The following is a 24,170-nucleotide window of genomic DNA, read 5'->3' as shown; positions in this document are numbered from 1 at the left end:
CAAATTGGTAAACCAAATATAGTATTTTTTATTTAATTATTTTTTAGAGAATTGTAAATAATTTTATGTGCTGTTTTTTATTATTATAAATGATAATTAAGTAACATTTATAACCTTATGTTCTCATAACACTTTGTATTTGTAAGAAATAGGTTTATATATTTTTTTTATTCTATCTTTTTGGATATTGACATAATACGAGAAATCTTTCCTGATTTTGATATCAGAAAAGATTCCTTGATTGTTTGAAATGAAAAAAATATTTCTATTGAGAGCTCAATTTAGTTAAAAGCAATTTCTATAGATTTAGATGAAGCTACTCATTTAGTAATAACAAATCTTTAAAAAAAGCTAAAATATTTTATATGCGAAAAGTAAACTTAAACCGCCATAATTTGCTTGCCAACTTAAGAAATCTGACATAATATTTCTATCTATACGATATCTGAGTTCAAAACTATATTCATCATTTAATAAATAACCAAAACCTAAGGCTGCATTTGGTGTAAGTCCTTTCACTTCCAAATTATAAAGATTGTCATTCCTATTTGTTGCCTTCAGTGAACTCGAGATTGGTTTTGAAAAAACGATAAATATATTGGCAAATAATTTAGATTCTTTATTTTTTAAGGAGAAATAATATCTAGGACCAAATGTTAAATCAATAGATGTATAGTCTGCTTTTACATCTAATGTTCCTCCACTAAAGGTAGAAGACTCTAAAATAATATCAGATTCATAACTATTATAGGTTGGTTCAAAAAGGAATGACCATTTATTATTATTAAAAGGGAAGATATATTCAAATTCAGAACCTAAACTATATCCTAATTTATACCCATAATCAGAGTTCAAATTGGAGTTAGGTTTATTATTTGCAATCAAATTAGAATAGGTTAGGCCTCCTTTAACATAGAAATTAAATTTACCCTTTCTTTTTTTTGAAATAGTATTGATAAAACTTGGATTTACACATGTATTATACTTAATAAATAAATTAGTAAGGCTTTTTGCCGTGTAATCTAGTCTTAAAAAATCCTTCTCAGAAATAGTGTTGCAAGTTAATTTATTTAGAAGTGTTTGTTTATACTTATTATTAATTCCAACATCAGTTTGAGAATTACCAATTAAAAATTTCTTGTAAATAAGTTGAGAAATTCCAGAATTTTCTTTTTGATAAAAGTATTTATATAAATTAGAACCAGTATAAGAATAAAGCATTGCTTTACCATCAACTAAAACTTTAAGAAATATTTTCTCTGTTACAAAATTCGGATTTCTTTCTTTACCAATAAGGTTTAAGCTTAAACTAGATTTTTCTATATCTCCTTCAAAAAACACATATTTTGATGAATTATAAACTTTAAATTCGTTTATATTATCATAATTACCAATAAAAATATTTTCAGAGCCAGAAATTTTATATTCAATTTCAGATGGATTATTTTTCCAGTCTAAATCTTTAATAAGACATTCAGTTTTTTTGTTAGACTTATCAATAATATATCCTTTTTTAAAAAGGTCTTGAGAGTTAAGGGATAAGCACAGAAAAGTGCATACTAGCATAAGGGATTTTAGTATCATATTTTTTTTGGCATAAATGTATAAGAGTTTATCAGTTTTTTTATATAAATTATTTTAAAATTTAAAGTAAATCAATACTATTTTGTAAATTAAAATTCTTGTATTTTTGCAAAATATGGAAGGCACAAAAAAACATCAATTAACAGACTGGTTACCAACTACAAACAAAGAAGTTAAAATTCGTGGTTGGGAAGAACTAGACGTGATTTTGTTTAGTGGAGACGCTTATGTAGATCATCCATCATTTGGACCTGCAGTAATTGGTAGAATTTTAGAGAGTTATGGCTTAAAAGTTGCAATCGTGCCACAGCCAAGTGTAAATGATAATTTACAAGATTTTGAAAAATTAGGAAAACCTCGTTTGTTTTTTGGTGTTACAGGTGGTTGTATGGATCCGATGGTTTCTAATTATACGGCAAGTAAAAAACGCCGAGATAAAGATGCTTATACACCAAATGGCGATAAAGGTTTTAGACCAGATTATGCAACTTCTGTGTATTCTAAAATATTAAAAGAAAAGTTTCCTGATATTCCTGTTTTAATTGGTGGTATTGAAGCTTCTTTAAGACGTGTAACACATTATGATTATTGGTCTGATAAATTATTACCTTCTATTTTAGAAACTTCTAAAGCAGATATGTTGGTTTACGGAATGGGAGAACAGCCATTGCGTGAAATTGTAGAATTATTGCAAAAAGGGGTTCCGTTTTCTAGTTTAAAAAACATTAAACAAACGGCTGTTTTAATTGATGAAAAGAAAGAAAAATTACCTGTAGTAAACGATTGGGAAGATGTAACGATAAATTCTCATAAGGCTTGTTTGGCTGATAAAAAAACATTTGCATCAAACTTTAAAGTGATTGAGCAAGAATCGAATAAATTAAAAGCCCGTAGAATTTTACAAGATATTAATGGGAAAACTTTGGTGATAAATCCGCCTTGCCCAACAATGACCGAGACAGAAATTGATGCTTCTTTCGATTTGCCTTTTACACGTTTACCGCATCCAAAATATAATAAGCGTGGACCAATCCCTGCGTTTGAAATGATTAAATTTTCTATCAACATTCACCGAGGATGTTTTGGAGGTTGTAGTTTTTGTACAATTTCTGCACATCAAGGTAAATTTATTGCAAGTAGAAGTCAGGAATCTGTTTTAAAAGAAATAGATAAAGTGGCAAATATGCCAGATTTTAAAGGTTATTTATCTGATATTGGTGGGCCTTCTGCAAATATGTATCAGATGAAAGGAAAAGTACAATCTATTTGCGATAAATGTGTTGCGCCAAGTTGTATTTCTCCTGTAATTTGTTCTAATTTAGATACTTCTCACAAACCTTTAACGGAATTATATCAAGCGGTTGATAAACATCCGAAGATTAAAAAATCGTTTATTGGAAGTGGAATTCGTCATGATATGTTAGTGCCTGAGTTTAATAAAAACGCAGATCCAAAAGAATTAGATGCATACACAGAAGAGGTAATGACCAAACATATTTCTGGGAGATTAAAAGTTGCACCAGAACATACTTCTGATCCGGTTTTAAAATTGATGCGTAAACCGTCTTTTAAATATTTTCACATGTTTAAAGAGCGTTTTGACAGAATCAATATCAAGAAAAAATTAAACCTACAATTGATTCCATATTTTATTTCTAGCCATCCAGCAAGTGAAGTAGAAGATATGGCAAATTTGGCTGCAGAAACCAAAGATATGGGCTTTCAGTTAGAACAAGTTCAGGGTTTTACACCAACGCCAATGACTGTTGCAACTGTGATTTATTATTCTGGTTATCATCCATATACATTAAAACCGACCAAAACTCCTAAGACTAAAAAGGAGCGTGAAGATCAACATAAATTTTTCTTTTGGTATAAAAAAGAAAATAAAGATTGGATTAGAAATACCTTAAATAAAGTTGGAAGACAAGATTTGTTAAACGTTTTATTACCAGAAAATAATTCTTGGAAAAAGAACAAACAAGCAAAAGGAACTAAGAATACTTTTGATGACGCCGTTCCTTTTAATAGAAGAAAGAAAAAGGTAAGTAGAGCTAAAAGTAAAAAGAGGAGGTAAGCTAACTTTTTAAATAATTATTGCTTATAAGTTTGATGAAATTTAGTTCGTTTTGTTTAAATGATTTGCTAAATGTACACCCATACTTGCACAAGCTTGTAATAAATATCCACCAGTTGGAGCATCCCAATTTAACATTTCGCCAATACAAAATTGATTGGGTATTTTTTTAAGTTCAAAATTCTCGGAAATTGCGGTTAAATCAATTCCGCCAACTGTAGAAATTGCTTCGTCAATTGGTGCTGTATTTATTATTTCTAATGGAAATTTTTTGATGTTTTTTACTAATGATTCTGTATTTAAATATGACTCTTTAGAAAGATAGGTTTTTAATAAATTGATTTGAGCTTCACTAAGTTTAAGCTCTTTCTTTAAGATTTGAGTTGTGTTTTTATAAATAGTATTTTTTATTTTAGAATGAATATTTTCTAAAGTTAACGAGGGTTTAAAATCAATGAAAATAGTTGCCGTTCCATTTGTATTCAATTGTTCTCTAATCTGTGGACTCAAGCCATAAATGGCATTTCCTTCTAATCCAAATTTAGTAATAACAGCTTCTCCTTTCTGTATAACTTTATTGCAATAAATAGCAATATTTTTTAAAGGAGTTCCTTCGTGTTGTTTAATAAACTCAGGTTTCCAATCAATTTGATAACCACAGTTTGATGCCTGAAATGGTTTTGTTTTAATTCCTTTTTCAGAAAAAATATCTAACCAACTTCCATCAGAACCCGTAATTTTCCAACTTCCTCCTCCTAAAGAAAAAACGGTATAATCTGTTTGAATTGATGTATTATTAATAATAGGATTAGTAGCATCATCCCAATCAGAAAAAGTTTGTTCATAGTTTATAATAACACCTTTTTCTTTAAGATGTTTTAGAATTGCATTCTGCACTTCTATTGGTTTAATTCCTTCTTTTGGATACACTCTTTTACTGCTTCCTGTAAATGTTGGAATTCCTATTAGATCAAGCCAGTTTCTAAAATCAGTATTGGTGAAATTCAGTAAAGATTCGTCTAAAAAACCGTCTGATGTGTAGCGTTTTATAAGTTTTTCAACCGATTCTGAATGTGTTAAGTTAAAACCGCCTTTACCTGCAACTAAAAATTTACGTCCACAAGTTTTGTTTTTCTCATAGATTGTAATTTTAAATTTTTTTGCATCTAAAAAAGCAGCCAATAAAAAAGCAGATGGTCCACCACCAATAATTGCAACTTGTTTTTTCATAAAACAAAAATAGTTGTTGTTAGTAGGTTTGAAACGTTTTTATTAAAATTTATTATTTCTAATAATAAATAATTACTTTAAACAAAAGGAAATAATTACAAATCGTTTCAACTAAATATTTGGTATTTAATTATTTTCGATGTTTTCCTCTAGGGCCATTTCCTTCTTTAAGTACCATTTCCGAATGTAATAATTTTGCAGCTTCTGCAGAACCTTTTACTTTAGAAGCACTTCGTTTTATCATTTCAGATTCAAAATCGGATAATACTTTTTTGATCAAACCAACATCTTTGAAAAGAGAGGAAGAATTGTAGTTTTTTGTAATTGTTCTAGCCAAGCTTAACGCATCTAATAAAGCTTGATTTGCGCCTTGACCTTTAAACGGGCTCATTGGGTGAGCTGCATCTCCAATCAGTGTAACTTTAGTTCCTTTTTCTAGTAATTCAGGTTTTAGTAATTCTCTGTCATAAACAGGATATCCAGAAATTTGTGATTCTTTTGTTGCAGCAACAATTTGAGGAATAGGGTTGTGCCATTGCGTTCTTTTGCAAGCTGCTGCTTTTAGTGCTTTTGCGCCCAAAGTGTTTAAGGCTTTAGCTTCTTTTTCTGATAACGGAAAACTAAGTTGCCACATAATAGAATCAGCATCGTAAGGCATCATATAGATTCGTTCATTGCCATTTGCAGTTTGAAAAACGGTTTCAGAATCTAAAAGTGGACTTTCGATATTTGTAAGATTTTTTAAAGGACAAATTCCTAATATTACAATACAGTCGAGGTAACGTAAAGGGTTTTTTTCATCACCAATTAATAACTTTCTTACGGTACTTCGAATTCCATCTGCACCAATAACAATATCTGCTTTTTCGTTTAGTATTTTATCTTTTACTTGAAATTTTAGCGAAACATTTTTTTCTTCTGATTCTTCAAAACTTAATAATTGATGTCCCCATTTTAAAGATTTATGTTCACCCAATTGTTCTAATAAAGCCAAACGCAATGACTGTCTAGCAATGTGAATATTTGTGTGTTTTGCTGCTGCTTTTTTGCCTGATCTTCCCCATTTTCTAATTCCCCATTCTCCAATAATAGTTCCATCAGTAGTGTGAACCACGTGTCTAGTTGAGGTGATTCCTTTGTCCAAAGAGAGAATTCCTAAACTTGCCATAGCTTTACTTGCTTGTTGTAAAGTAAGTCCGTAACCTTGAGATCGAGCATCAAAATTGATGTCGCGTTCATACAATGTAAAAGGAATTCCTCGATGTAAACAAGCTACAGCTAATGCTACTCCGCCAATTCCGCCACCAATAATGGCAACATGTGGATATTTTTCGTTGTTTACAATTGGTTTATAATTAGATTGAATTAAACCAGTTCCTTTACAATTTGCACAAGCTTGTAAAACTCCTTTAGGTTTAATGGGTGCAGCTATTTTACCATTTGATTTTTCAAAGAATTCGAATTCCTTCTGATACGCTAATCGTATATTTTTTCGAACGCTCTTTCTCTTTTTGCCAATTCCTTTACAGGTTGAGCAAACATTCCAATACTTTTCTTTGTTGGTTACATTTTCCACTATTTCTTAACGGCAATCATCATGTGTGGACTAAATGGCAACAAGTATTCGTCATTCTGAGTTAAAGTTTGCAACGCTTTTAAAGTCTTTGATTTTCTTTTATCCAACATATTTGCAAAGTATTCATTGTCTAGCCAAATCATTCCTTCAACAGCAAAAAGATTGATAAAGTGTAGGTTTTGCTCTAAAAACTCTGCTTTTAATCCTGCTGGTTTGTGATAAAAAGCATCCGCTAACAAAAAAGGAAAGTCTTTTGGTGCATTATGAATTCCCGATGTTAACTCTGCTTTGCACATATCAAAAAATGAATTTGCATGAATCATTCCATTCATCAAGCCAACCACAGTAGAAGCAGTTGCATTAATTGCGAAGCCTAAAATAATTCCGCCTTTTTTAAGTACTCTTTTAGCTTCTAAAATAGTAGCAACTCTATCTTCTCTTTTTTGAAGATGATATAAAGGTCCGTGTAAAATAATTAAATCGGCAGTTTCATTTTTAAAAGGCAATGTTTTAGCTTCACCAATAGCAACAGAAAACGGATTCTTTAATTTATTGGCTCTTTTTTCTGCGAGTTTTATGTGCTTTAAAACAGGTTCAATTAAATGAACAACATGTCCTTTTTTTGCTAACCATTCAGAGTATTTCCCTGTTCCGCCACCAACATCAATAATTGTACTATTTGGATTAGAAATATGAGGTTCTATAAGTTCTTTAATACGTTCGAATTCAAAAATCCCCATACCTTTTTCAAGTCGGGTTTCTTCTGAAGCTTTGTTGTAAAAATCGTCTAATTCTTTGCTGATAAGTGTTTTCTTTTTCACCTTAAATATTTAAAAGGATAAAAGTACTTAAAATTATTCTTTTAAATGTTTATTAAAAAAAGCAAGTGTTCTTTCCCAAGATAAATCTGCAGCAGTTTCATCATACCTTGGCGTTGTATTATTATGAAAACCATGATTTACATCAGCATAAAAATAGGCTTCATGCTCAATATTATTTTCTTTTAAAACTTTTTCAAATTCAGGCCAACCAGCATTTACTCTTTTGTCTAAATCTGCATATTGCAATAACAAAGGCGCTTTAATTTTGGCAGCATCTTCTTTTTCTGGCTGTCTTCCATAATACGGAACTGCACCAGCTAAATCTGGCAATCTTACAGCCATCATATTAGAAATCCATCCACCAAAACAAAAACCGACAACAGCTACTTTTCCGTTACAATTTTTATGAGATTTTAAATAATTATATCCGGCAATAAAATCTTCTAGCATTTCACTTTGACTTCTTTTCTTCTGCATTGCTCTTCCGTCATCATCATTACCAGGATAACCGCCCATTGGCGATAATGCATCTGGAGCCAAAGAAATAAAACCTTCTAAAGCAACTCTTCTATTAACATCTTCTATATAAGGGTTTAAGCCTCTGTTTTCATGAACAACAATAATTCCAGGTACTTTTTCGGTAGTATTTTTTAAGATAGATAATAAACCTTTCATTTTAAGGCCTCCTTTTGGAGAATCGTAACTTATAGTTTCTGATTTTAGTCTTGGATCGTTAGATTTTACTACAATAGAATCTTTATAATTAGGAGAAATAAAACTTAATAAAGCAGGCAATGTAATTGCGCCAACTGCGTATAAAGATAGTTTTTTAAGAAATGTTTTTCTATCTATTTTATTATGTGCGTAATCATCATATAAATCAAATACTTCTTGACTAATGTCTTCTTTTTTAAGTGTTTTCATTTTGCTGATTTTTTTTGTATAATTTATTATATCAGCTAAGTTAATAAAAAAAAATACAACTATTTGTTAATTATAATTACAAACTTTGCAGTCTTCTTTTTCTTGAATTTCACCAACAAGGTTTCCTTCTTCATTTACGGTAAATCCGCAACAATCCATAAATCCTTGTGCAATTAATTTTCTTGCACGCTGAATTTGAGATTTAGTAGTTGATAAAGTTTGATGTAATTGATCTGCAACTTCTTGTTGTTTTAATCCTTTTATATCAGATAAAAACAAAGGATCTCTATATAATTTAGGTAAGTGTTTTAAGATGCCTCTTAAGCAATCTTTTTCTGTGTGCGAGTTTTCTATTATTTCTGTTTCAGCTTCAAAATTAGCAATTTCAAAAGTTTTATTTGTAGATTTCCAGTAGTCTAAAATTGAATTTCTTGCCACCGTAAAACACCAAGATTTTAATTTAGTAATGTCTTTTAAAGTATGTAGTTTTGTGTGGATTTTAATAAATGTATCTTGTAAAATATCGTCAGCAATAGTAACATCTTTTACTTTGCTGATGATAAATCTTTTTAAATCTTCAGAATAGGTTGTCCAAACTTGATTTGTGGTCATGATAATTATTTATATTTCGAAAAATTGAATTTATTTCAGTTTCTCTTAATGTCTGTTTAAGCGCAATCGAGAATTAAAATCTTTCGACGGCGCTTAAGAAGGCAATTAGTTAACAATTACAATTGTTACAAGAACAATTTTCGCAAGTACAATTTTTACAATATCCGGTTTTGCAACCTTCACAATTACAACTACAATTATTATTTTTCATGATATTATTTTTTAATGTTCATATAATAGACTTCACATTATTTAAAAAGATGCATTAAACTAAAAATATTTTTTCAATTCTTTTCTAATTGGCATTTTTTTGATGGGAGAAACATTTGTTCCACCAGTATTTCCTTTTGGAACCCACACTAAAGTAAATAATATTGATGCAATAATTCTAAATAATTGACCTATGATTTCTTTTCTGTTTTTTGATTTTATCGCAAAAAGAAGCATCCAATAATGACTAACTGTATGTCTAACTACATGTTTTTGTCCAAGAATGTGTGTGTTTTCAAAATGATAAAAAGCATTTTTAAAATTATTCTTTTTTAATGCTGATTTTCCTAATTTTAAGTGACGATAAAAGGTTTTTTTTAAAAGTTGATTGTCCATTTTTATTTTTAAAATAGACACTATTCAACTTAAAAAGATGCATTATTTAGATCTTTCTCCTACAAAATGGTCAGATTTTACTTTAAACAACACGTTAAAAGTAGTTAAACTTCCATAAATTCTGGTGATGTATTGTTGCAAATCAATTTTATCTTGATCTACTAGGGTTTTGCTGGCATTTATTTTTTGTTCCATTACTCTAATTCTGTCTCTAACCATCACAATTTTATGAAAAAAAGTATCAATTGGTATTTCTTTATCAGCAAGATTAGAATCAGCAGGCCTTAAAATTAGGGTTCCTTTTTTCCAACGATCTGCAATAGGCGAAATTTGGGTAACATCGCTCCATTTTTGTAAAATTGTTTTTAGTGATTTTTCAACCTCATAAAAACTAATTGTATCAACTTCGTCTTCTACAGCTTCAATTACTTCAAAATCGCTATCAATATCTATGGTTTCTAAGCCGTCTTTTATAAAAGTTACCCAATAATGTTTGCTGGTTACATTTGTAACAACACCTAACCCAAATTCTGAATGATTAATTCTAGAGCCAATTCCTAATATATTCATGTGTTTTTATTTTTAATTTAAAGATAAAAAAAATCCGCATAAAGTGTGCGGATTTATATTTTATCTAAAGCCGTGCGTTTTCTTCTACATATTCCTTCTATATTGTCCACCAACTTTAAACAAAGCATCTGTAATTTGTCCTAAAGAACAAACTTTAGTAGCTTCCATTAGCTTATCAAATAAATTTTCATTCTGAATTGCAGCTTCTTGTAAAATTGTAATTTGTTGTTCAACTTTCTTTGGATTTATTTTGTTTAATAGCTCTTTCGTTTTAATTTGATGTAGCTTTTCTTCATCAGTTGCACGAATAATTTCTGCAGGCTGAACAGTTGGTGATCCTTTAGAACTTAAAAAAGTATTTACACCAATAATAGGGAAATCTCCATTGTGTTTTAAAGTTTCGTAATACAAACTTTCTTCTTGTATTTTAGAACGTTGATACATGGTTTCCATAGCGCCTAAAACACCTCCACGTTCTGTAATTCTATCAAACTCTTCTAGAACAGCAGCTTCAACCAAATCTGTTAATTCCTCGATAATAAAAGCACCTTGAATCGGGTTTTCATTCTTCGTTAAACCTAATTCTTTATTAATGATTAACTGAATCGCCATGGCTCTTCTTACAGATTCTTCTGTAGGAGTTGTAATGGCTTCATCGTAGGCATTTGTGTGTAAAGAATTACAATTATCGTTAATTGCATATAAAGCTTGAAGTGTAGTTCTAATATCGTTAAAGTCGATTTCTTGCGCGTGTAAAGAACGTCCAGAAGTCTGAATATGATATTTTAACATTTGAGCTCTAGAATTTGCTCCGTATTTATTCTTCATTGCTTTTGCCCAAATTTTGCGAGCAACTCTTCCTATTACAGAATATTCTGGATCAATTCCGTTAGAAAAGAAAAATGATAAGTTTGGACCAAATTTATTAATGTCCATTCCGCGACTTAAATAATACTCAACATAGGTAAATCCGTTAGATAACGTTAATGCTAATTGTGTAATTGGGTTAGCGCCAGCTTCTGCAATATGATATCCAGAAATAGAAACCGAATAAAAGTTACGTACTTGTTTTTCGATAAAATATTCTTGCACATCACCCATTAACCGAAGTGCAAATTCTGTAGAAAAGATGCAGGTATTTTGCGCTTGATCTTCTTTTAATATATCGGCTTGTACAGTTCCTCTAACTTGCGCTAAAGTGTCTGTTTTTATTTGTTGATAAACATCCGAAGGTAAAACCAAATCACCGGTTAAACCTAAAAGTAGTAAACCTAAACCATTATTCCCTTCTGGTAATTCTCCTTGATATTTTGGTCTTTTTAATCCTTTTAAATCATAAACTTCTGTAAAAGTAGCTTCTACTTGACCTTCTAATTGATGTTCTTTAATATATTTCTCACAATTCTGATCTATGGCAGCATTCATAAAAAAACCGAGCAACATTGGTGCAGGTCCATTAATCGTCATAGAAACTGATGTCATATGATGACTTAAATCAAAACCAGAATATAATTTCTTAGCATCATCTAAGCAACAAATTGAAACGCCTGCATTACCAATTTTACCATAAATATCTGGTCTTTTACCAGGATCATTTCCGTATAAAGTAACAGAATCAAAAGCAGTAGAAAGTCTCTTGGCATCCATCCCTAAACTCACATAATGAAAACGTCTGTTGGTTCTTTCTGGGCCACCTTCACCAGCAAACATTCTTGTTGGGTCTTCTCCAGTTCTTTTAAAAGGATATAATCCTGCAGTGTAAGGGAATTTTCCAGGCACATTTTCTTGTAAATTCCAGCGTAATAAATCTCCCCAAGCTTTATATTTTGGTAGGGCAACTTTAGGAATTTGAATATTAGAAAGAGACTCGGAATGTGTTTCGATATTTATTTCTTTATCGCGAACTTTAAAAGTATAAATAGGATTTTTATATTTGTTTACCTTTTCTTGCCAGTTTAAAATGATTTCCCAGTTGTATGGATTTAAATTCATTTTAACTTTTTCGAATTGAGCTAGTAAAAGTTTTACAAATTCTTTGTCTTCTCGAGCGCAGTCGAGAGAAAGTATCTCATCATTATCCAGTCCAGTTTTAGTTAGTGAAGAGGTCTCGACTGCGCTCGACCAGACATTATCACCTAAAGATAAAATCGTTTGATAAATTCCATATAATTTCTGAGCAACTTTAACTTGTTCTTCAACTTTTTTATTATAATCTCTATTATCATCTGCAATTTCAGATAAATATCGAACTCTTTTTGGTGGAATTACAAAGATTTTTTCAGACATTTCTTTGGTGATTTTCATGTTTGATTTTAAATCAGTTCCAGTTTTTTCAACTAATTTATCCATAATACTTTTGTACAAAGTATTCATTCCAGGATCGTTAAATTGAGATGCAATTGTTCCAAAAACAGGTAAATCATCTTGATTAATATGCCACAAATTATTATTACGCATATATTGTTTTTTTACATCTCTTACTGCATCTAAAGCACCTCTTTTATCAAACTTATTAATAGCAACTAAGTCCGCAAAATCTAACATGTCAATTTTTTCTAACTGAGTTGCTGCTCCAAATTCTGGCGTCATTACATATAAAGAAGTATCAGAATGTTCTATAATTTCTGTATCAGATTGCCCAATACCAGAAGTTTCTAAAATAATCAAATCGAATTCGGCAGCTTTTAAAACTTCAATAGCTTCGTTTACATGTTTAGATAAAGCCAAATTAGATTGACGAGTAGCCAAAGAGCGCATGTAAACACGAGAATCGTTTATAGAATTCATTCTAATTCTATCACCTAAAAGTGCACCACCTGTTTTTCTTTTTGATGGATCAACAGAAATTAAACCGATTGTTTTTTCAGGAAAGTCTATTAAAAAACGACGAACTAATTCATCAACTAATGAAGATTTTCCTGCGCCACCAGTTCCTGTAATTCCTAAAACAGGAGTTCCTCCCAACCTTTCCGAAGGGGAGGAGTTCCAATCTTTATTGAAAATTTTGTTGAAATCTGTATGGTTATTTTCTGCTAGCGAAATTAATCTTGCTATTGTATTAACATTTTTATTTTTTAAATTTTCTAAAACCTTTTCACTTCCTAATTCGAGCAACCAATCTCCATCTTCATTGCAAACTTTTTCAGCAGAGTGTGGGGGATTAAGGGAGGCTTTCACTAAATCATTAATCATTCCTTGTAAGCCAAGTTCTCTACCATCATCAGGAGAATAAATTCTGGTAATTCCATACCCCATCAAATTTTTAATTTCTTCCGGAAGAATTACGCCACCACCACCAGCAAAAATCTTGATATGTCCAGTGCCTTTCTCTTGTAATAAATCATACATATATTTAAAATACTCATTATGTCCTCCTTGATAAGAAGTCATTGCAATGGCATTTACATCTTCTTGAATGGCGCAGTTTACCACTTCTTCAACACTTCTATCATGACCAAGATGAATAACTTCTACGCCTGTAGATTGAATAATTCTACGCATAATATTAATAGAAGCATCATGTCCATCAAAAAGAGAAGCAGCGGTTACGATACGTACTTTATGTTGAGGTTTGTAAGGTGTAATTTGTTTCATTCGTAATATATGTTAATTTTTAGGTTTGCAATTTACGAAAATCTTAAAAAAAACCGTAAATCTTTATTGTTTTTAAAATTTGATTTCTAAAAAAGAAATATATTTGTAAAACTATCACTTTTTAAACTTTTGAGATGACTTTTCAAGAACAAATTAAACAAGGAATTCCAGCTATATTACCTCCAAAAAAAGCGTATGATGTAGCTATAAATCATGCGCCAAAAAGAAAAGATATTTTATCTGCGGATGAAAAGAAGCTAGCTTTAAGAAATGCTTTGCGTTATTTTGATGAAAGACATCACCCAGAATTAATAACTGAATTTTTAGAAGAGTTAGAAAAATATGGTCGAATTTATATGTATCGTTTTAGACCAACTTATAAAATGTATGCTAGAGATATTGCAGAATATCCAGGGAAATCTGAACAAGCAAAAGCAATTATGTTAATGATTCAGAATAATTTGGATTACGCAGTTGCACAGCATCCACACGAATTAATTACTTATGGAGGAAATGGCGCAGTTTTTCAGAATTGGGCTCAATATCTTTTAACGATGCAATATTTATCAGAAATGACAAACAAGCAAACGTTAACCATGTATTCTGGTCATCCAATGGGATTATTTCCATCCAACAAGAATGCGCCAAGAGTTGTGGTAACCAACGGAATGGTAATTCCTAATTACTCAAAACCAGATGATTTAGAGAAAATGAATGCGTTGGGAGTTTCTCAATACGGACAAATGACAGCCGGAAGTTATATGTATATTGGTCCGCAAGGAATTGTACACGGAACAACAATTACTGTTTTAAATGGATTTAGAAAAATTAAAAAACAGCCAAAAGGAAGTTTATTTGTAACTTCTGGTTTAGGCGGAATGTCTGGCGCGCAACCAAAAGCAGGGACTATTGCAGGTTGTGTTACAGTTTGTGCAGAAGTGAATCCGAAAATTGCGCAAGTTCGTTTAGATCAAGGTTGGATTGATGAAAAAATTACTGATTTAGATAAATTAGTTGCCAAAGTGAAATCAGCAAAAGAAAACAAAGAAACAGTTTCTATCGCTTATTTGGGAAACATTGTTGATGTTTGGGAAAAGTTTGATGTTGAGAATATTCATATAGATTTAGGTTCAGATCAAACTTCATTACACAATCCTTGGGCTGGAGGTTATTATCCTGTTGATATTTCTTTTGAAGATGCTAATAAAATGATGGCAGAAAATTCTAAGTTGTTTAAAGAAAAAGTTCAAGAAACATTAAGAAGACATGTAAAAGCAATTAATAAACACACTGCAAAAGGAACTTATTTCTTTGATTATGGAAATGCTTTTTTATTAGAAGCGAGCAGAGCAGGAGCAGCTATTATGGCAGAAAATAATATCGATTTTAAATATCCAAGTTACGTTCAAGATATTATGGGACCCATGTGTTTCGATTATGGTTTTGGTCCATTTAGATGGGTTTGTACTTCTGGAAAACCTGAAGATTTAGCTAAAACTGATGTAATTGCCTGTAAAGTTTTAGAAAAAATAAAAAAGAATTCACCAGAAGAAATTCAGCAACAAATGACTGATAATATTCAGTGGATAAAAGGCGCGCAAGAAAATAAATTGGTAGTTGGTTCGCAAGCAAGAATTTTATATGCAGATGCAGAAGGAAGAATTAAAATAGCAAAAGCATTTAACAAAGCAATTAAAAAAGGAAAAATTGGCTCTATTGTTTTAGGTAGAGATCATCATGATGTTTCAGGAACAGATTCACCTTATAGAGAAACATCTAATATTTATGATGGATCTAAATTTACGGCAGATATGGCTATTCATAATGTAATTGGCGATAGTTTTAGAGGTGCAACTTGGGTTTCTATTCATAATGGAGGTGGCGTTGGTTGGGGGGAAGTAATTAACGGTGGATTTGGCATGCTTCTTGATGGTTCTAAGTCAGCATCAAAACGTTTAGAATCAATGCTTTTTTGGGATGTAAACAATGGAATTTCTAGAAGAAGTTGGGCAAGAAGCAAACAAGCTGTTTTTGCAATTAAAAGAGCTATGAAAGTTAAAAAAGACCTTCAGGTTACGCTTCCTAATGTTGTAGATGATGCTTTAATAGATTCATTAACTTAAAAACTAATCATTATGAAAAAAAGTTTTTTTTTATTACTAAGTATCGTTGTGTTATACTCTTGTAATACTGTAAAAGTTGTTACTGATTATGACTCAAAGGTAGATTTTGTAAGCTATAAAACATTTGCTTTTTATAAGCCTGGAATTGATAAAGCAGAAATTTCTGATTTAGATAAAAAACGTGTTTTAAGAGCAGTAGAATCAGAATTATTAGCAAAAGGATTTACAAAATCTGAATCCCCTGATTTTTTAGTGAGCTTTTTTACAAAATCTAGACAGAAAGTAAATGTAAATCAAAATAACAATTTTGGTTACGGTTTTGGTTGGGGTTGGAGTCCATGGATGTATAGTGGTATGAATAATAATATTAATGTTAGCCAGTATACAGAAGGTACTTTGTTTATAGATTTTATTGATAAAGAGAAAAAAGAATTAGTTTGGCAAGGAGTTGGTACTGGAGCTTTAAAAATTGAGAATAGAGAAAAAAAAGAAGCTAGAATTAACGAATTTGTAAAAGAAATTATTTCTAGATTTCCGCCAGAAGAAAACAAATAATTAAAAATTTTTAAGCATAAAAAAACTCCGAAATTATTAATAATTTCGGAGTTTTCTATATTATAATTTTAAACTAATTAAATCTTAGCAGATTTTACAGTTTTAATAATTCTTCCTGCAATCTTGTATGGGTCACCATTAGAAGCTGGTCTTCTATCTTCTAACCAACCTTTCCAGCCTTTTTCAACTGCAATAATTGGAATTCTAATTGAAGCACCTCTATCAGAAACTCCCCAAGAGAAATCAGTAATCGCAGCAGTTTCGTGTAAACCAGTTAAACGTTGATCGTTAAACTCACCATAAACAGCAATATGTTCTTTTACAACAGGTCTAAATGCTTCACAAATTTTACCATAAATTTCTTCAGAACCACAAGTTCTTAAGACTTCATTAGAAAAGTTTGCGTGCATACCAGAACCATTCCAGTCCATATCTTTACCTAATGGTTTTGGATGATAATCAATGTAATAACCATATTGTTCTGTTAATCTATCTAATAAATAACGAGCAATCCAAATTTCATCACCTGCTTTTTTAGCGCCTTTTGCAAACAATTGGAATTCCCATTGTCCAGAAGCAACTTCTTGATTAATACCTTCAAAATTTAATCCAGCATCAATACATAAATCAGCATGTTTTTCTACTAAAAGTCTACCATGAGTATTTTTACCCCCAACAGAACAGTAGTACATACCTTGTGGAGCTGGGTAACCACCAATAGGGAAACCTAATGGTAACTGAGTTTTAGTGTCCATGATAAAGTATTCTTGTTCAAAACCAAACCAGAAATCATTATCATCATCATCAATAGTAGCTCTACCATTAGAAACGTGTGGAGTTCCATCTGCGTTTAAAACTTCTGTCATTACTAAATAACCATTTATTCTTGCAGGATCTGGATAGATAGCAACTGGTTTAAGTAAACAGTCAGAAGCGCCACCTGAAGCTTGTCTAGTAGATGATCCGTCAAAAGACCACATTCCAAGTTCTTCGATAGTTCCTTGAAAATTGTCATGTTCTTCAACTTTGGTTTTACTTCTCATGTTCTGAGTTGGAAAATATCCATCTAACCAAATGTATTCTAATTTAATTTTTGCCATAGTAAATAATTGTATATGTGATGTTAACACTACAAAAATGAATTATTTTGATAAGATATCAAAAAAAATAGGGGTAAATTTTATAAAATGAACTAAAAATAATTTTATCCCTAATTTTTATAGGGTATATTTGTTTAAAGAATAAAATATACTAGTTAAAAATCATATTATGTCAACAGTTAGATTTGCTGCATTACAGGAAACATTAAATAGAGACGCTTTAAAAATCGTCGAAAATGAAAAAAGATCTGCGTTATTTGGTAATAATGTTTTTAACAAATATGCTATGCAACAGTATCTTACAAGAGCTGCTTACGAAAGTGTAATGAATGCCATAGAAAAAGGAACTAAAATAGATAGAAAAATTGCAGATCAAGTTGCTGTAAGTATGAAAGATTGGGCAATTTCTAAAGGTGCAACTCATTATACACATTGGTTTCAGCCATTAACAGGCGCAACAGCAGAAAAGCACGATGCTTTTTTTGAATCTATTAATGGCGGTTTAGCGATGGAGAAATTTGATGGAGAACAATTAGTTCAACAAGAGCCAGATGCGTCAAGTTTTCCAAATGGAGGAATCAGAAATACTTTTGAGGCAAGAGGTTATACGGCTTGGGATCCAACATCACCTGCTTTTATTTATGAAACAACTTTGTGTATTCCTACAATTTTTGTGGCTTATACAGGTGAAGCTTTAGATAATAAAACTCCTTTATTAAGAGCTTTGCAGGCTGTTGATATTCATGCAGCTGCAGTTTGCAAATATTTTGATAAAAATGCATCAAAAGTATATGCAACTTTAGGTTGGGAGCAAGAATATTTTTTAATTGATGATGCATTGGCACTTTCTAGACCAGATATTTTGTTGACAGGTAGAACTTTATTAGGGCATTCGCCAGCAAAAGGTCAGCAATTAGATGATCATTATTTTGGAAGTATTCCTGCTAGAGCTATGAGCTTTATGCAAGATTTAGAGCAAGAATGTATGTTGTTGGGTATTCCTTTAAAAACCAGACATAATGAAGTTGCTCCAAATCAATTTGAATTAGCGACTATTTATGAAGAAGTTAATTTGGCTGTAGATCATAATTCTTTGTTGATGGATGTGATGCAAAAACTAGCTAGACGTCATAGATTTAAAGTTTTATTTCATGAAAAGCCATTTGCAGGAATCAATGGTTCTGCAAAACACAATAATTGGTCTTTATCTACTGCTGATGGAATAAATTTATTAAGTCCGGGGAAAACACCAATGAAAAATTTACAATTCTTAACCTTTTTTATAAATACAATTAAAGCGGTTTACGAATATGAAGAATTGTTAAGAGCGTCAATTGCATCAGAAAGTAATGATCGTAGATTGGGTTCTAGTGAAGCGCCATCAGCAATTATGTCTGTGTTTATTGGTAGTCAATTATCAAATGTTTTAGATGAGTTAGAAAACGTAACAAAAGGGAAGTTGTCTCCTCAAGAAAAAACGGATTTAAAACTGAATATTATTGGTAAAATTCCTGAAATTTTACTAGATAATACAGATAGAAATAGAACATCGCCTTTTGCATTTACAGGAAATAAATTCGAATTTAGAGCAGTAGGATCTTGGGTAAATTGTGCAAAACCAATGACTGTTTTAAATACGATTGTTGCCAAACAATTAAAAGAATTTAAAATAGAAGTTGATCATTTAATTGATACTAAAAATTTAAAAAAGGATGAAGCGGTTTTTAATGTTTTAAGAGAGTATATTAAAGAATCTAAAAAAATTCGTTTCGAAGGGGATAGTTATGGAGAGCCTTGGGAAAAAGAAGCAAAAAAACGCGGATTAAGTAATAATAAAACAACACCAGAGGCTTTAAAAGTAAAAATTTCTAAAAAAGCAATTGATTTGTTTGAGGAAATGGATGTAATGAATAAAGTAGAGCTTGAGGCTCGTTTTGAAATTGCTATTGAAGAATATACAAAACGATTGCAAATAGAAAGCAGGGTTTTGGGCGATATTGCAAGGAATCATGTAGTTCCTACGGCTATTATTTATCAGAATACATTGCTAGAAAATACTAAAAATTTAAAAGAAATTTTTGGAGAAGCATATAAAAATATCGCACAAGAACAGATTGAATTAATTATGACTATCTCAAATCATATTACAGAAATCAATGCTTTAAGTATTAAAATGGTAGATGAACGCCGAAAAGCAAATAAATTTACGGGCATAAAATCAGCAGAAATGTATTGCAATGATGTAAAACCGTTTTTTGAGCAAATACGCTACAATTGCGATAAATTAGAAACCATGGTTGATGATAATCTTTGGCCATTAACTAAATATAGAGAGTTATTATTTACAATATAATTTGTAATTTTTTATTTGGGCGCTTTTACAGGCTTTCGCTACTCGCTTCCCGCAAAAAAAAATGCGGGAGAGCTCAAACAGACCGCTCAATCCTTAGCGCAGATTGCAAGACTAAAAAGGAAGTGCTTCAAATTTATCAATAGATATTTACAGATCTGACGGGGTTTAAAACTTGTCCGGTCTTTTTTTTGTTAAAATCGCAGCATTCTTTGCGTTATAGTTCCTGTCTTTGCTTTTAAATATTCGTACAGATTTCTATCGTTTTTTTTTAATCAAAAGACTAAATTTGCAACTCACAACACAACAATATGAGTCAAGAAGTTTCTAAAAGATACGCACAAAGAGGTGTTTCTGCATCCAAAGAAGATGTTCACAATGCAATAAAGAATATAGACAAAGGTTTGTTTCCAAAAGCATTCTGTAAAATTGTGCCAGATTATTTAACAAATGATGATGATTATTGTTTAATAATGCACGCAGATGGGGCAGGTACAAAATCTTCTTTAGCGTACATGTATTGGAAAGAAACTGGCGATATTTCTGTTTGGAAAGGCATTGCGCAAGATGCATTAATCATGAATATTGATGATTTATTATGTGTTGGTGCTACCGATAATATTATGCTTTCTTCAACTATTGGAAGAAACAAAAGTAAAATTCCTGGTGAAGTTTTATCAGCAATTATAAACGGAACAGAAGAATTAATCGAAGACTTAAAAGGTTTTGGAGTTACCATTCATTCAACCGGAGGAGAAACAGCAGATGTTGGCGATTTAGTGCGTACAATTATTGTAGATTCTACCGTAACTGCAAGAATGAAACGCTCTGAAGTTATTGATAACGCAAACATAAAAGTTGGTGATGTAATTGTTGGTCTAGAATCTTTTGGACAAGCAAGTTACGAAACTGAATATAATGGAGGAATGGGTTCTAACGGATTAACATCTGCAAGACACGATGTTTTTCATAAATATTTAGCAACTAAATATCCAGAGAGTTTTGATGCTGCGGTTCCAGAAGATTTAGTGTATTCTGGAAATGTGAAGCTAACAGATAAAGTTGAAAACTCACCAATTGATGCAGGTAAATTAGTATTGTCTCCAACAAGAACGTATGCGCCAATAATTAAAAAAATCTTATCAGAATTTAATTCAGATAAAGTTCACGGAATGATTCATTGTTCTGGTGGTGCACAAACAAAAATTTTACATTTTGTAGACAATTTACATATTGTAAAAGATAATATGTTTCCAATTCCGCCTTTGTTTAAATTGATACAAGAACAATCAAAAACAGATTGGAAAGAAATGTATCAAGTTTTTAATTGCGGACATAGAATGGAAGTGTATGTTTCGCCAGAAATTGCAGAAGACATTATTAAGATTTCTAAATCTTTTAATGTGGATGCAAAAATTGTTGGTCGTGTAGAATCTTTAGCTCCTGATGCTCATCAGAGTAAGAAATTAACTATAAAAAGTGAGTTCGGAATTTTTGAATATTAAAGCAAATTATTTTTATTAAAATTAAATTATTTGTTAACTTTTTAGTGTTGATAAGTTTTTAGTTGTTTGATTTGTAGTTTGTTATCGTTTTTTATTGAAAACTTTATGATAATTATCATCTTTTAGGTTGTACATTTGTGGGATATTTATTCCTCGAAGAAACAATTTAATTACCTAAAAATATAATGAAATCTCATACTGTACTTACCCCTAAAAAAATATATTCTAGAGATAAAGCTTTAGAAGCTGCATTAAAATATTTTAAAGGCGATGAATTAGCTGCATCTGTGTGGCTAAATAAATACGCTTTAAAAGATTCTGCTGATAATATTTATGAAAGCACTCCTGATCAAATGCACCAAAGAATTGCATCAGAAATTGCTAGAATAGAAAAAAAATATGCAAATCCTTTAACAGAAGAAGAAATTTTTGAAGTTATAAAAAACTTCAAATATATCGTTCCTCAAGGAAGTCCAATGGCAGGAATTGGTAACCCTTTTCAAATTGCTTCTTTATCTAATTGTTTTGTAATTGGTAATAATGGCGAATCTGATTCTTATGGAGGAATCATGAAAATAGACCAAGAACAAGTTCAGTTAATGAAACGTAGAGGTGGTGTTGGTCACGATTTGTCACACATTCGTCCAAAAGGTTCTCCGGTAAAAAATTCAGCATTAACATCTACAGGAATTGTTCCTTTTATGGAGCGTTATTCAAACTCAACAAGAGAGGTTGCACAAGATGGTAGAAGAGGTGCTTTAATGTTGTCTGTTTCTATTAATCATCCAGATGCAGAAGATTTTATTGATGCTAAATTAGAGCAAGGTAAAGTTACTGGAGCAAATGTTTCTGTAAGAATTGATGATGCGTTTATGAAAGCTGTAAAGGATAATCTAAAATACACGCAAAAATATCCAACATTTAGCAAAAATCCTGTTTACACAAAAGAGGTAGAAGCAACAAAAATTTGGAATAAAATTGTTCATAATGCATGGAAATCTGCAGAACCTGGAATTTTATTTTGGGATACAGTCATTAATGAATCTGTGCCAGATTGTTATGCAGATTTAGGCTACAAAACGGTTTCTACAAATCCGTGTGGCGAGATTCCTTTATGTCCTTATGATTCTTGTCGTTTATTGGCAATAAACTTGTTTTCATACGTAGAAAATCCATTTACAAAAAAAGCAGAATTTAATTTCGAATTATTTAAAAAGCATATTGTAATTGCTCAAAGAATGATGGATGATATTATTGATTTAGAGCTAGAAAAAATTGATGGAATTTTAGCTAAAATTGATGCAGATCCAGAAGAAGATGATGTAAAAGCAACCGAAAGAAATCTGTGGTTAAACATCAGACAAAAAGCATACGAAGGTAGAAGAACAGGTATTGGTATTACTGCAGAAGGAGATATGTTAGCTGCTTTAAATATTCGTTACGGTAGTGAAGAAGGAAATACTTTTTCTACAAAAGTGCATAAAGTCTTAGGTATTGAAACGTATAGAGCATCTGTAGGTTTAGCAAAAGAAAGAGGTGCGTTCTCTATTTTTGATGCAAACAGAGAAAAAGACAATCCGTTTATTTTAAGAATAAAAGAAGCAGATAGTAAACTGTATTACCAAATGTTAGAACATGGACGTAGAAATATTGCTTTACTAACAATTGCACCAACAGGAACTACGAGTTTAATGACGCAAACTTCTTCTGGTATTGAGCCTGTTTTTATGCCAGTTTATAAACGAAGAAAAAAAGTAAACCCTAATGATAAAGGAATTCGAGTAGATTTTGTTGATGAGGTTGGAGATTCTTGGGAAGAATATGTTGTTTTTCATCATCGTTTTAAACAATGGATGGATGTAAATGGTATAGATTCTACAAAAAACTTTAGTCAAGAAGAAATAGATGATTTAGTAAAAAAATCTCCATATTACAAAGCAACTTCTAATGATATTGATTGGAATAGCAAAGTAGAAATGCAAGGAGCAATTCAAAAATGGGTAGATCATTCTATAAGTGTTACTGTAAATTTACCAAACGATGCAACAGAAGAATTAGTTGGCGAATTGTATTTAAAAGCTTGGCAAGTTGGTTGTAAGGGAGTAACTGTTTATAGAGATGGTTCTCGTTCTGGTGTTTTAATTTCTGCAGATGAAAAGAAAGATAATAAACCTACAACTTCTAATTTTTCTAAAAAACGTCCTCAAATTTTAGAGGCAGATGTTGTGCGTTTTCAAAATCAAAAAGAAAAATGGATTGCATTTGTTGGTTTAGTTGATGATAGACCTTACGAAATTTTTACAGGATTAACAGATGATGAAGACGGAATTTTAATTCCGCGTTGGGTAGAAAAAGGATTAATTATTAAAAATAGAAACGAAGACGGTTCTTCTCGATACGATTTTCAATATCAAAACAAACGAGGCTATAAAACTACAATTGAAGGATTGAGCCATAAATTTAATCCAGAATTTTGGAATTATGCAAAACTAATTTCAGGAACTATTCGCCATGGAATGCCAATTGATAAAATTGTAGAATTAATACAAAGTTTGCAATTCGATTCAGAGTCTATAAGTACTTGGAAAAATGGAGTGCAACGTGCCTTAAAACGTTATGTTGAAGATGGTACAGCTGTAAAAGGTCACACTTGTGGTAACTGCAATTCTGTAAACTTAATTTATCAAGAAGGATGTTTAACTTGCAAAGATTGTGGGTCTTCTAAATGTGGATAAATTTTAATTAAGAATTAAAAAAAACTCCAAATCTTTTTATGTTTGGAGTTTTTTTAGTTGGCAATATTATTTTTACGATGTTCAAAAAATAAAAAGAAAACATCATTTTGAGTATAATTTAATAAAAAAAAATAATTGTATATTAGTAGGTAAAATTCAATTGTATTAATAAAAAAGCTATATAAGATTTACTATAAACGTATTTTTA

General features: G+C 31.0%; 16 protein-coding genes. 6 read left to right on the top strand and 10 right to left on the bottom strand.

Features of this window, described 5'->3' with window-relative positions; all coding sequences use genetic code 11:
* Positions 1 to 351 precede the first annotated feature (351 nt).
* On the bottom strand, positions 352 to 1,566 hold the full coding sequence (locus tag BLT70_RS12430; protein ID WP_091894871.1) for a porin family protein: 1,215 nt from the start codon (positions 1,564 to 1,566) through the stop codon (positions 352 to 354).
* 133 nt (positions 1,567 to 1,699) lie between these two features.
* Here BLT70_RS12430 and BLT70_RS12425 point away from each other — a divergent pair, with 133 nt between their 5' ends.
* Complete coding sequence (locus BLT70_RS12425) at positions 1,700 to 3,661, top strand: YgiQ family radical SAM protein (protein ID WP_091894869.1); 1,962 nt, start codon at positions 1,700 to 1,702, stop codon at positions 3,659 to 3,661.
* Between the two features lie 42 nt (positions 3,662 to 3,703).
* On the opposite strand, the gene BLT70_RS12420 is transcribed toward BLT70_RS12425, so the two are convergent.
* From BLT70_RS12420 to BLT70_RS12385, 8 genes are all read right to left on the bottom strand, one after another.
* Complete coding sequence (locus tag BLT70_RS12420; protein ID WP_091894866.1) at positions 3,704 to 4,891, bottom strand: NAD(P)-dependent oxidoreductase; 1,188 nt, start codon at positions 4,889 to 4,891, stop codon at positions 3,704 to 3,706.
* A 130-nt stretch (positions 4,892 to 5,021) separates the two neighbouring features.
* Positions 5,022 to 6,467: an NAD(P)/FAD-dependent oxidoreductase gene (locus BLT70_RS12415; protein WP_091894864.1), complete on the bottom strand. Its 1,446-nt coding sequence runs from the start codon at positions 6,465 to 6,467 to the stop codon at positions 5,022 to 5,024.
* Positions 6,467 to 7,288, bottom strand: a complete 822-nt coding sequence (locus BLT70_RS12410) for a class I SAM-dependent methyltransferase (protein ID WP_091894862.1) — start codon at positions 7,286 to 7,288, stop codon at positions 6,467 to 6,469. Before BLT70_RS12410 ends, BLT70_RS12415 begins: the two co-directional genes overlap by 1 nt.
* A gap of 33 nt (positions 7,289 to 7,321) precedes the next feature.
* Entirely contained in the window at positions 7,322 to 8,212 is an 891-nt protein-coding gene (locus BLT70_RS12405) for a dienelactone hydrolase family protein (RefSeq protein WP_091894860.1), read from the bottom strand.
* Between the two features lie 66 nt (positions 8,213 to 8,278).
* On the bottom strand, positions 8,279 to 8,824 hold the full coding sequence (locus tag BLT70_RS12400) for a sigma-70 family RNA polymerase sigma factor (RefSeq protein ID WP_091894858.1): 546 nt from the start codon (positions 8,822 to 8,824) through the stop codon (positions 8,279 to 8,281).
* Between the two features lie 270 nt (positions 8,825 to 9,094).
* Entirely contained in the window at positions 9,095 to 9,430 is a 336-nt protein-coding gene (locus BLT70_RS12395) for a DUF3703 domain-containing protein (protein ID WP_091894857.1), read from the bottom strand.
* A 42-nt stretch (positions 9,431 to 9,472) separates the two neighbouring features.
* On the bottom strand, positions 9,473 to 10,000 hold the full coding sequence (locus BLT70_RS12390; protein ID WP_091894855.1) for a hypothetical protein: 528 nt from the start codon (positions 9,998 to 10,000) through the stop codon (positions 9,473 to 9,475).
* Between the two features lie 84 nt (positions 10,001 to 10,084).
* Complete coding sequence (locus BLT70_RS12385) at positions 10,085 to 13,594, bottom strand: methylmalonyl-CoA mutase family protein (RefSeq protein ID WP_091894853.1); 3,510 nt, start codon at positions 13,592 to 13,594, stop codon at positions 10,085 to 10,087.
* Positions 13,595 to 13,728: 134 nt separating this feature from the next.
* On the opposite strand from BLT70_RS12385, the gene BLT70_RS12380 reads away from it, so the two are divergent.
* Together BLT70_RS12380 and BLT70_RS12375 are read left to right on the top strand one after the other, a co-directional pair.
* Complete coding sequence (locus BLT70_RS12380) at positions 13,729 to 15,717, top strand: urocanate hydratase (RefSeq protein WP_091894851.1); 1,989 nt, start codon at positions 13,729 to 13,731, stop codon at positions 15,715 to 15,717.
* A gap of 12 nt (positions 15,718 to 15,729) precedes the next feature.
* Positions 15,730 to 16,272, top strand: a complete 543-nt coding sequence (locus BLT70_RS12375) for a DUF4136 domain-containing protein (RefSeq protein WP_091894849.1) — start codon at positions 15,730 to 15,732, stop codon at positions 16,270 to 16,272.
* Positions 16,273 to 16,349: 77 nt separating this feature from the next.
* Here BLT70_RS12375 and BLT70_RS12370 read toward each other — a convergent pair whose 3' ends face one another.
* Positions 16,350 to 17,372 carry a glutamine synthetase beta-grasp domain-containing protein gene (locus BLT70_RS12370; protein WP_091894847.1) on the bottom strand — a complete coding sequence of 341 codons (1,023 nt, stop codon included), beginning with the start codon at positions 17,370 to 17,372 and terminating at the stop codon, positions 16,350 to 16,352.
* A gap of 169 nt (positions 17,373 to 17,541) precedes the next feature.
* On the opposite strand from BLT70_RS12370, the gene BLT70_RS12365 reads away from it, so the two are divergent.
* The 3 genes from BLT70_RS12365 to BLT70_RS12355 all read left to right on the top strand — a co-directional run bounded on the left by BLT70_RS12365 (position 17,542) and on the right by BLT70_RS12355 (position 23,962).
* The gene (locus tag BLT70_RS12365) at positions 17,542 to 19,725 is read left to right on the top strand and encodes a glutamine synthetase III (protein ID WP_091894845.1); all 2,184 of its coding nucleotides are present in this window, start codon (positions 17,542 to 17,544) and stop codon (positions 19,723 to 19,725) included.
* Between the two features lie 308 nt (positions 19,726 to 20,033).
* Positions 20,034 to 21,227, top strand: a complete 1,194-nt coding sequence (locus BLT70_RS12360) for an AIR synthase related protein (protein WP_091894843.1) — start codon at positions 20,034 to 20,036, stop codon at positions 21,225 to 21,227.
* Positions 21,228 to 21,412: 185 nt separating this feature from the next.
* Positions 21,413 to 23,962, top strand: a complete 2,550-nt coding sequence (locus tag BLT70_RS12355; protein WP_091894841.1) for an adenosylcobalamin-dependent ribonucleoside-diphosphate reductase — start codon at positions 21,413 to 21,415, stop codon at positions 23,960 to 23,962.
* Positions 23,963 to 24,170: the final 208 nt, after the last annotated feature.

The organism is Polaribacter sp. KT25b (assembly GCF_900105145.1).
In the GTDB taxonomy this organism is placed as follows: domain Bacteria; phylum Bacteroidota; class Bacteroidia; order Flavobacteriales; family Flavobacteriaceae; genus Polaribacter.
Note: the sequence above shows the minus strand (reverse complement) of the source record. Positions and strands in the feature narration are given on the sequence as shown.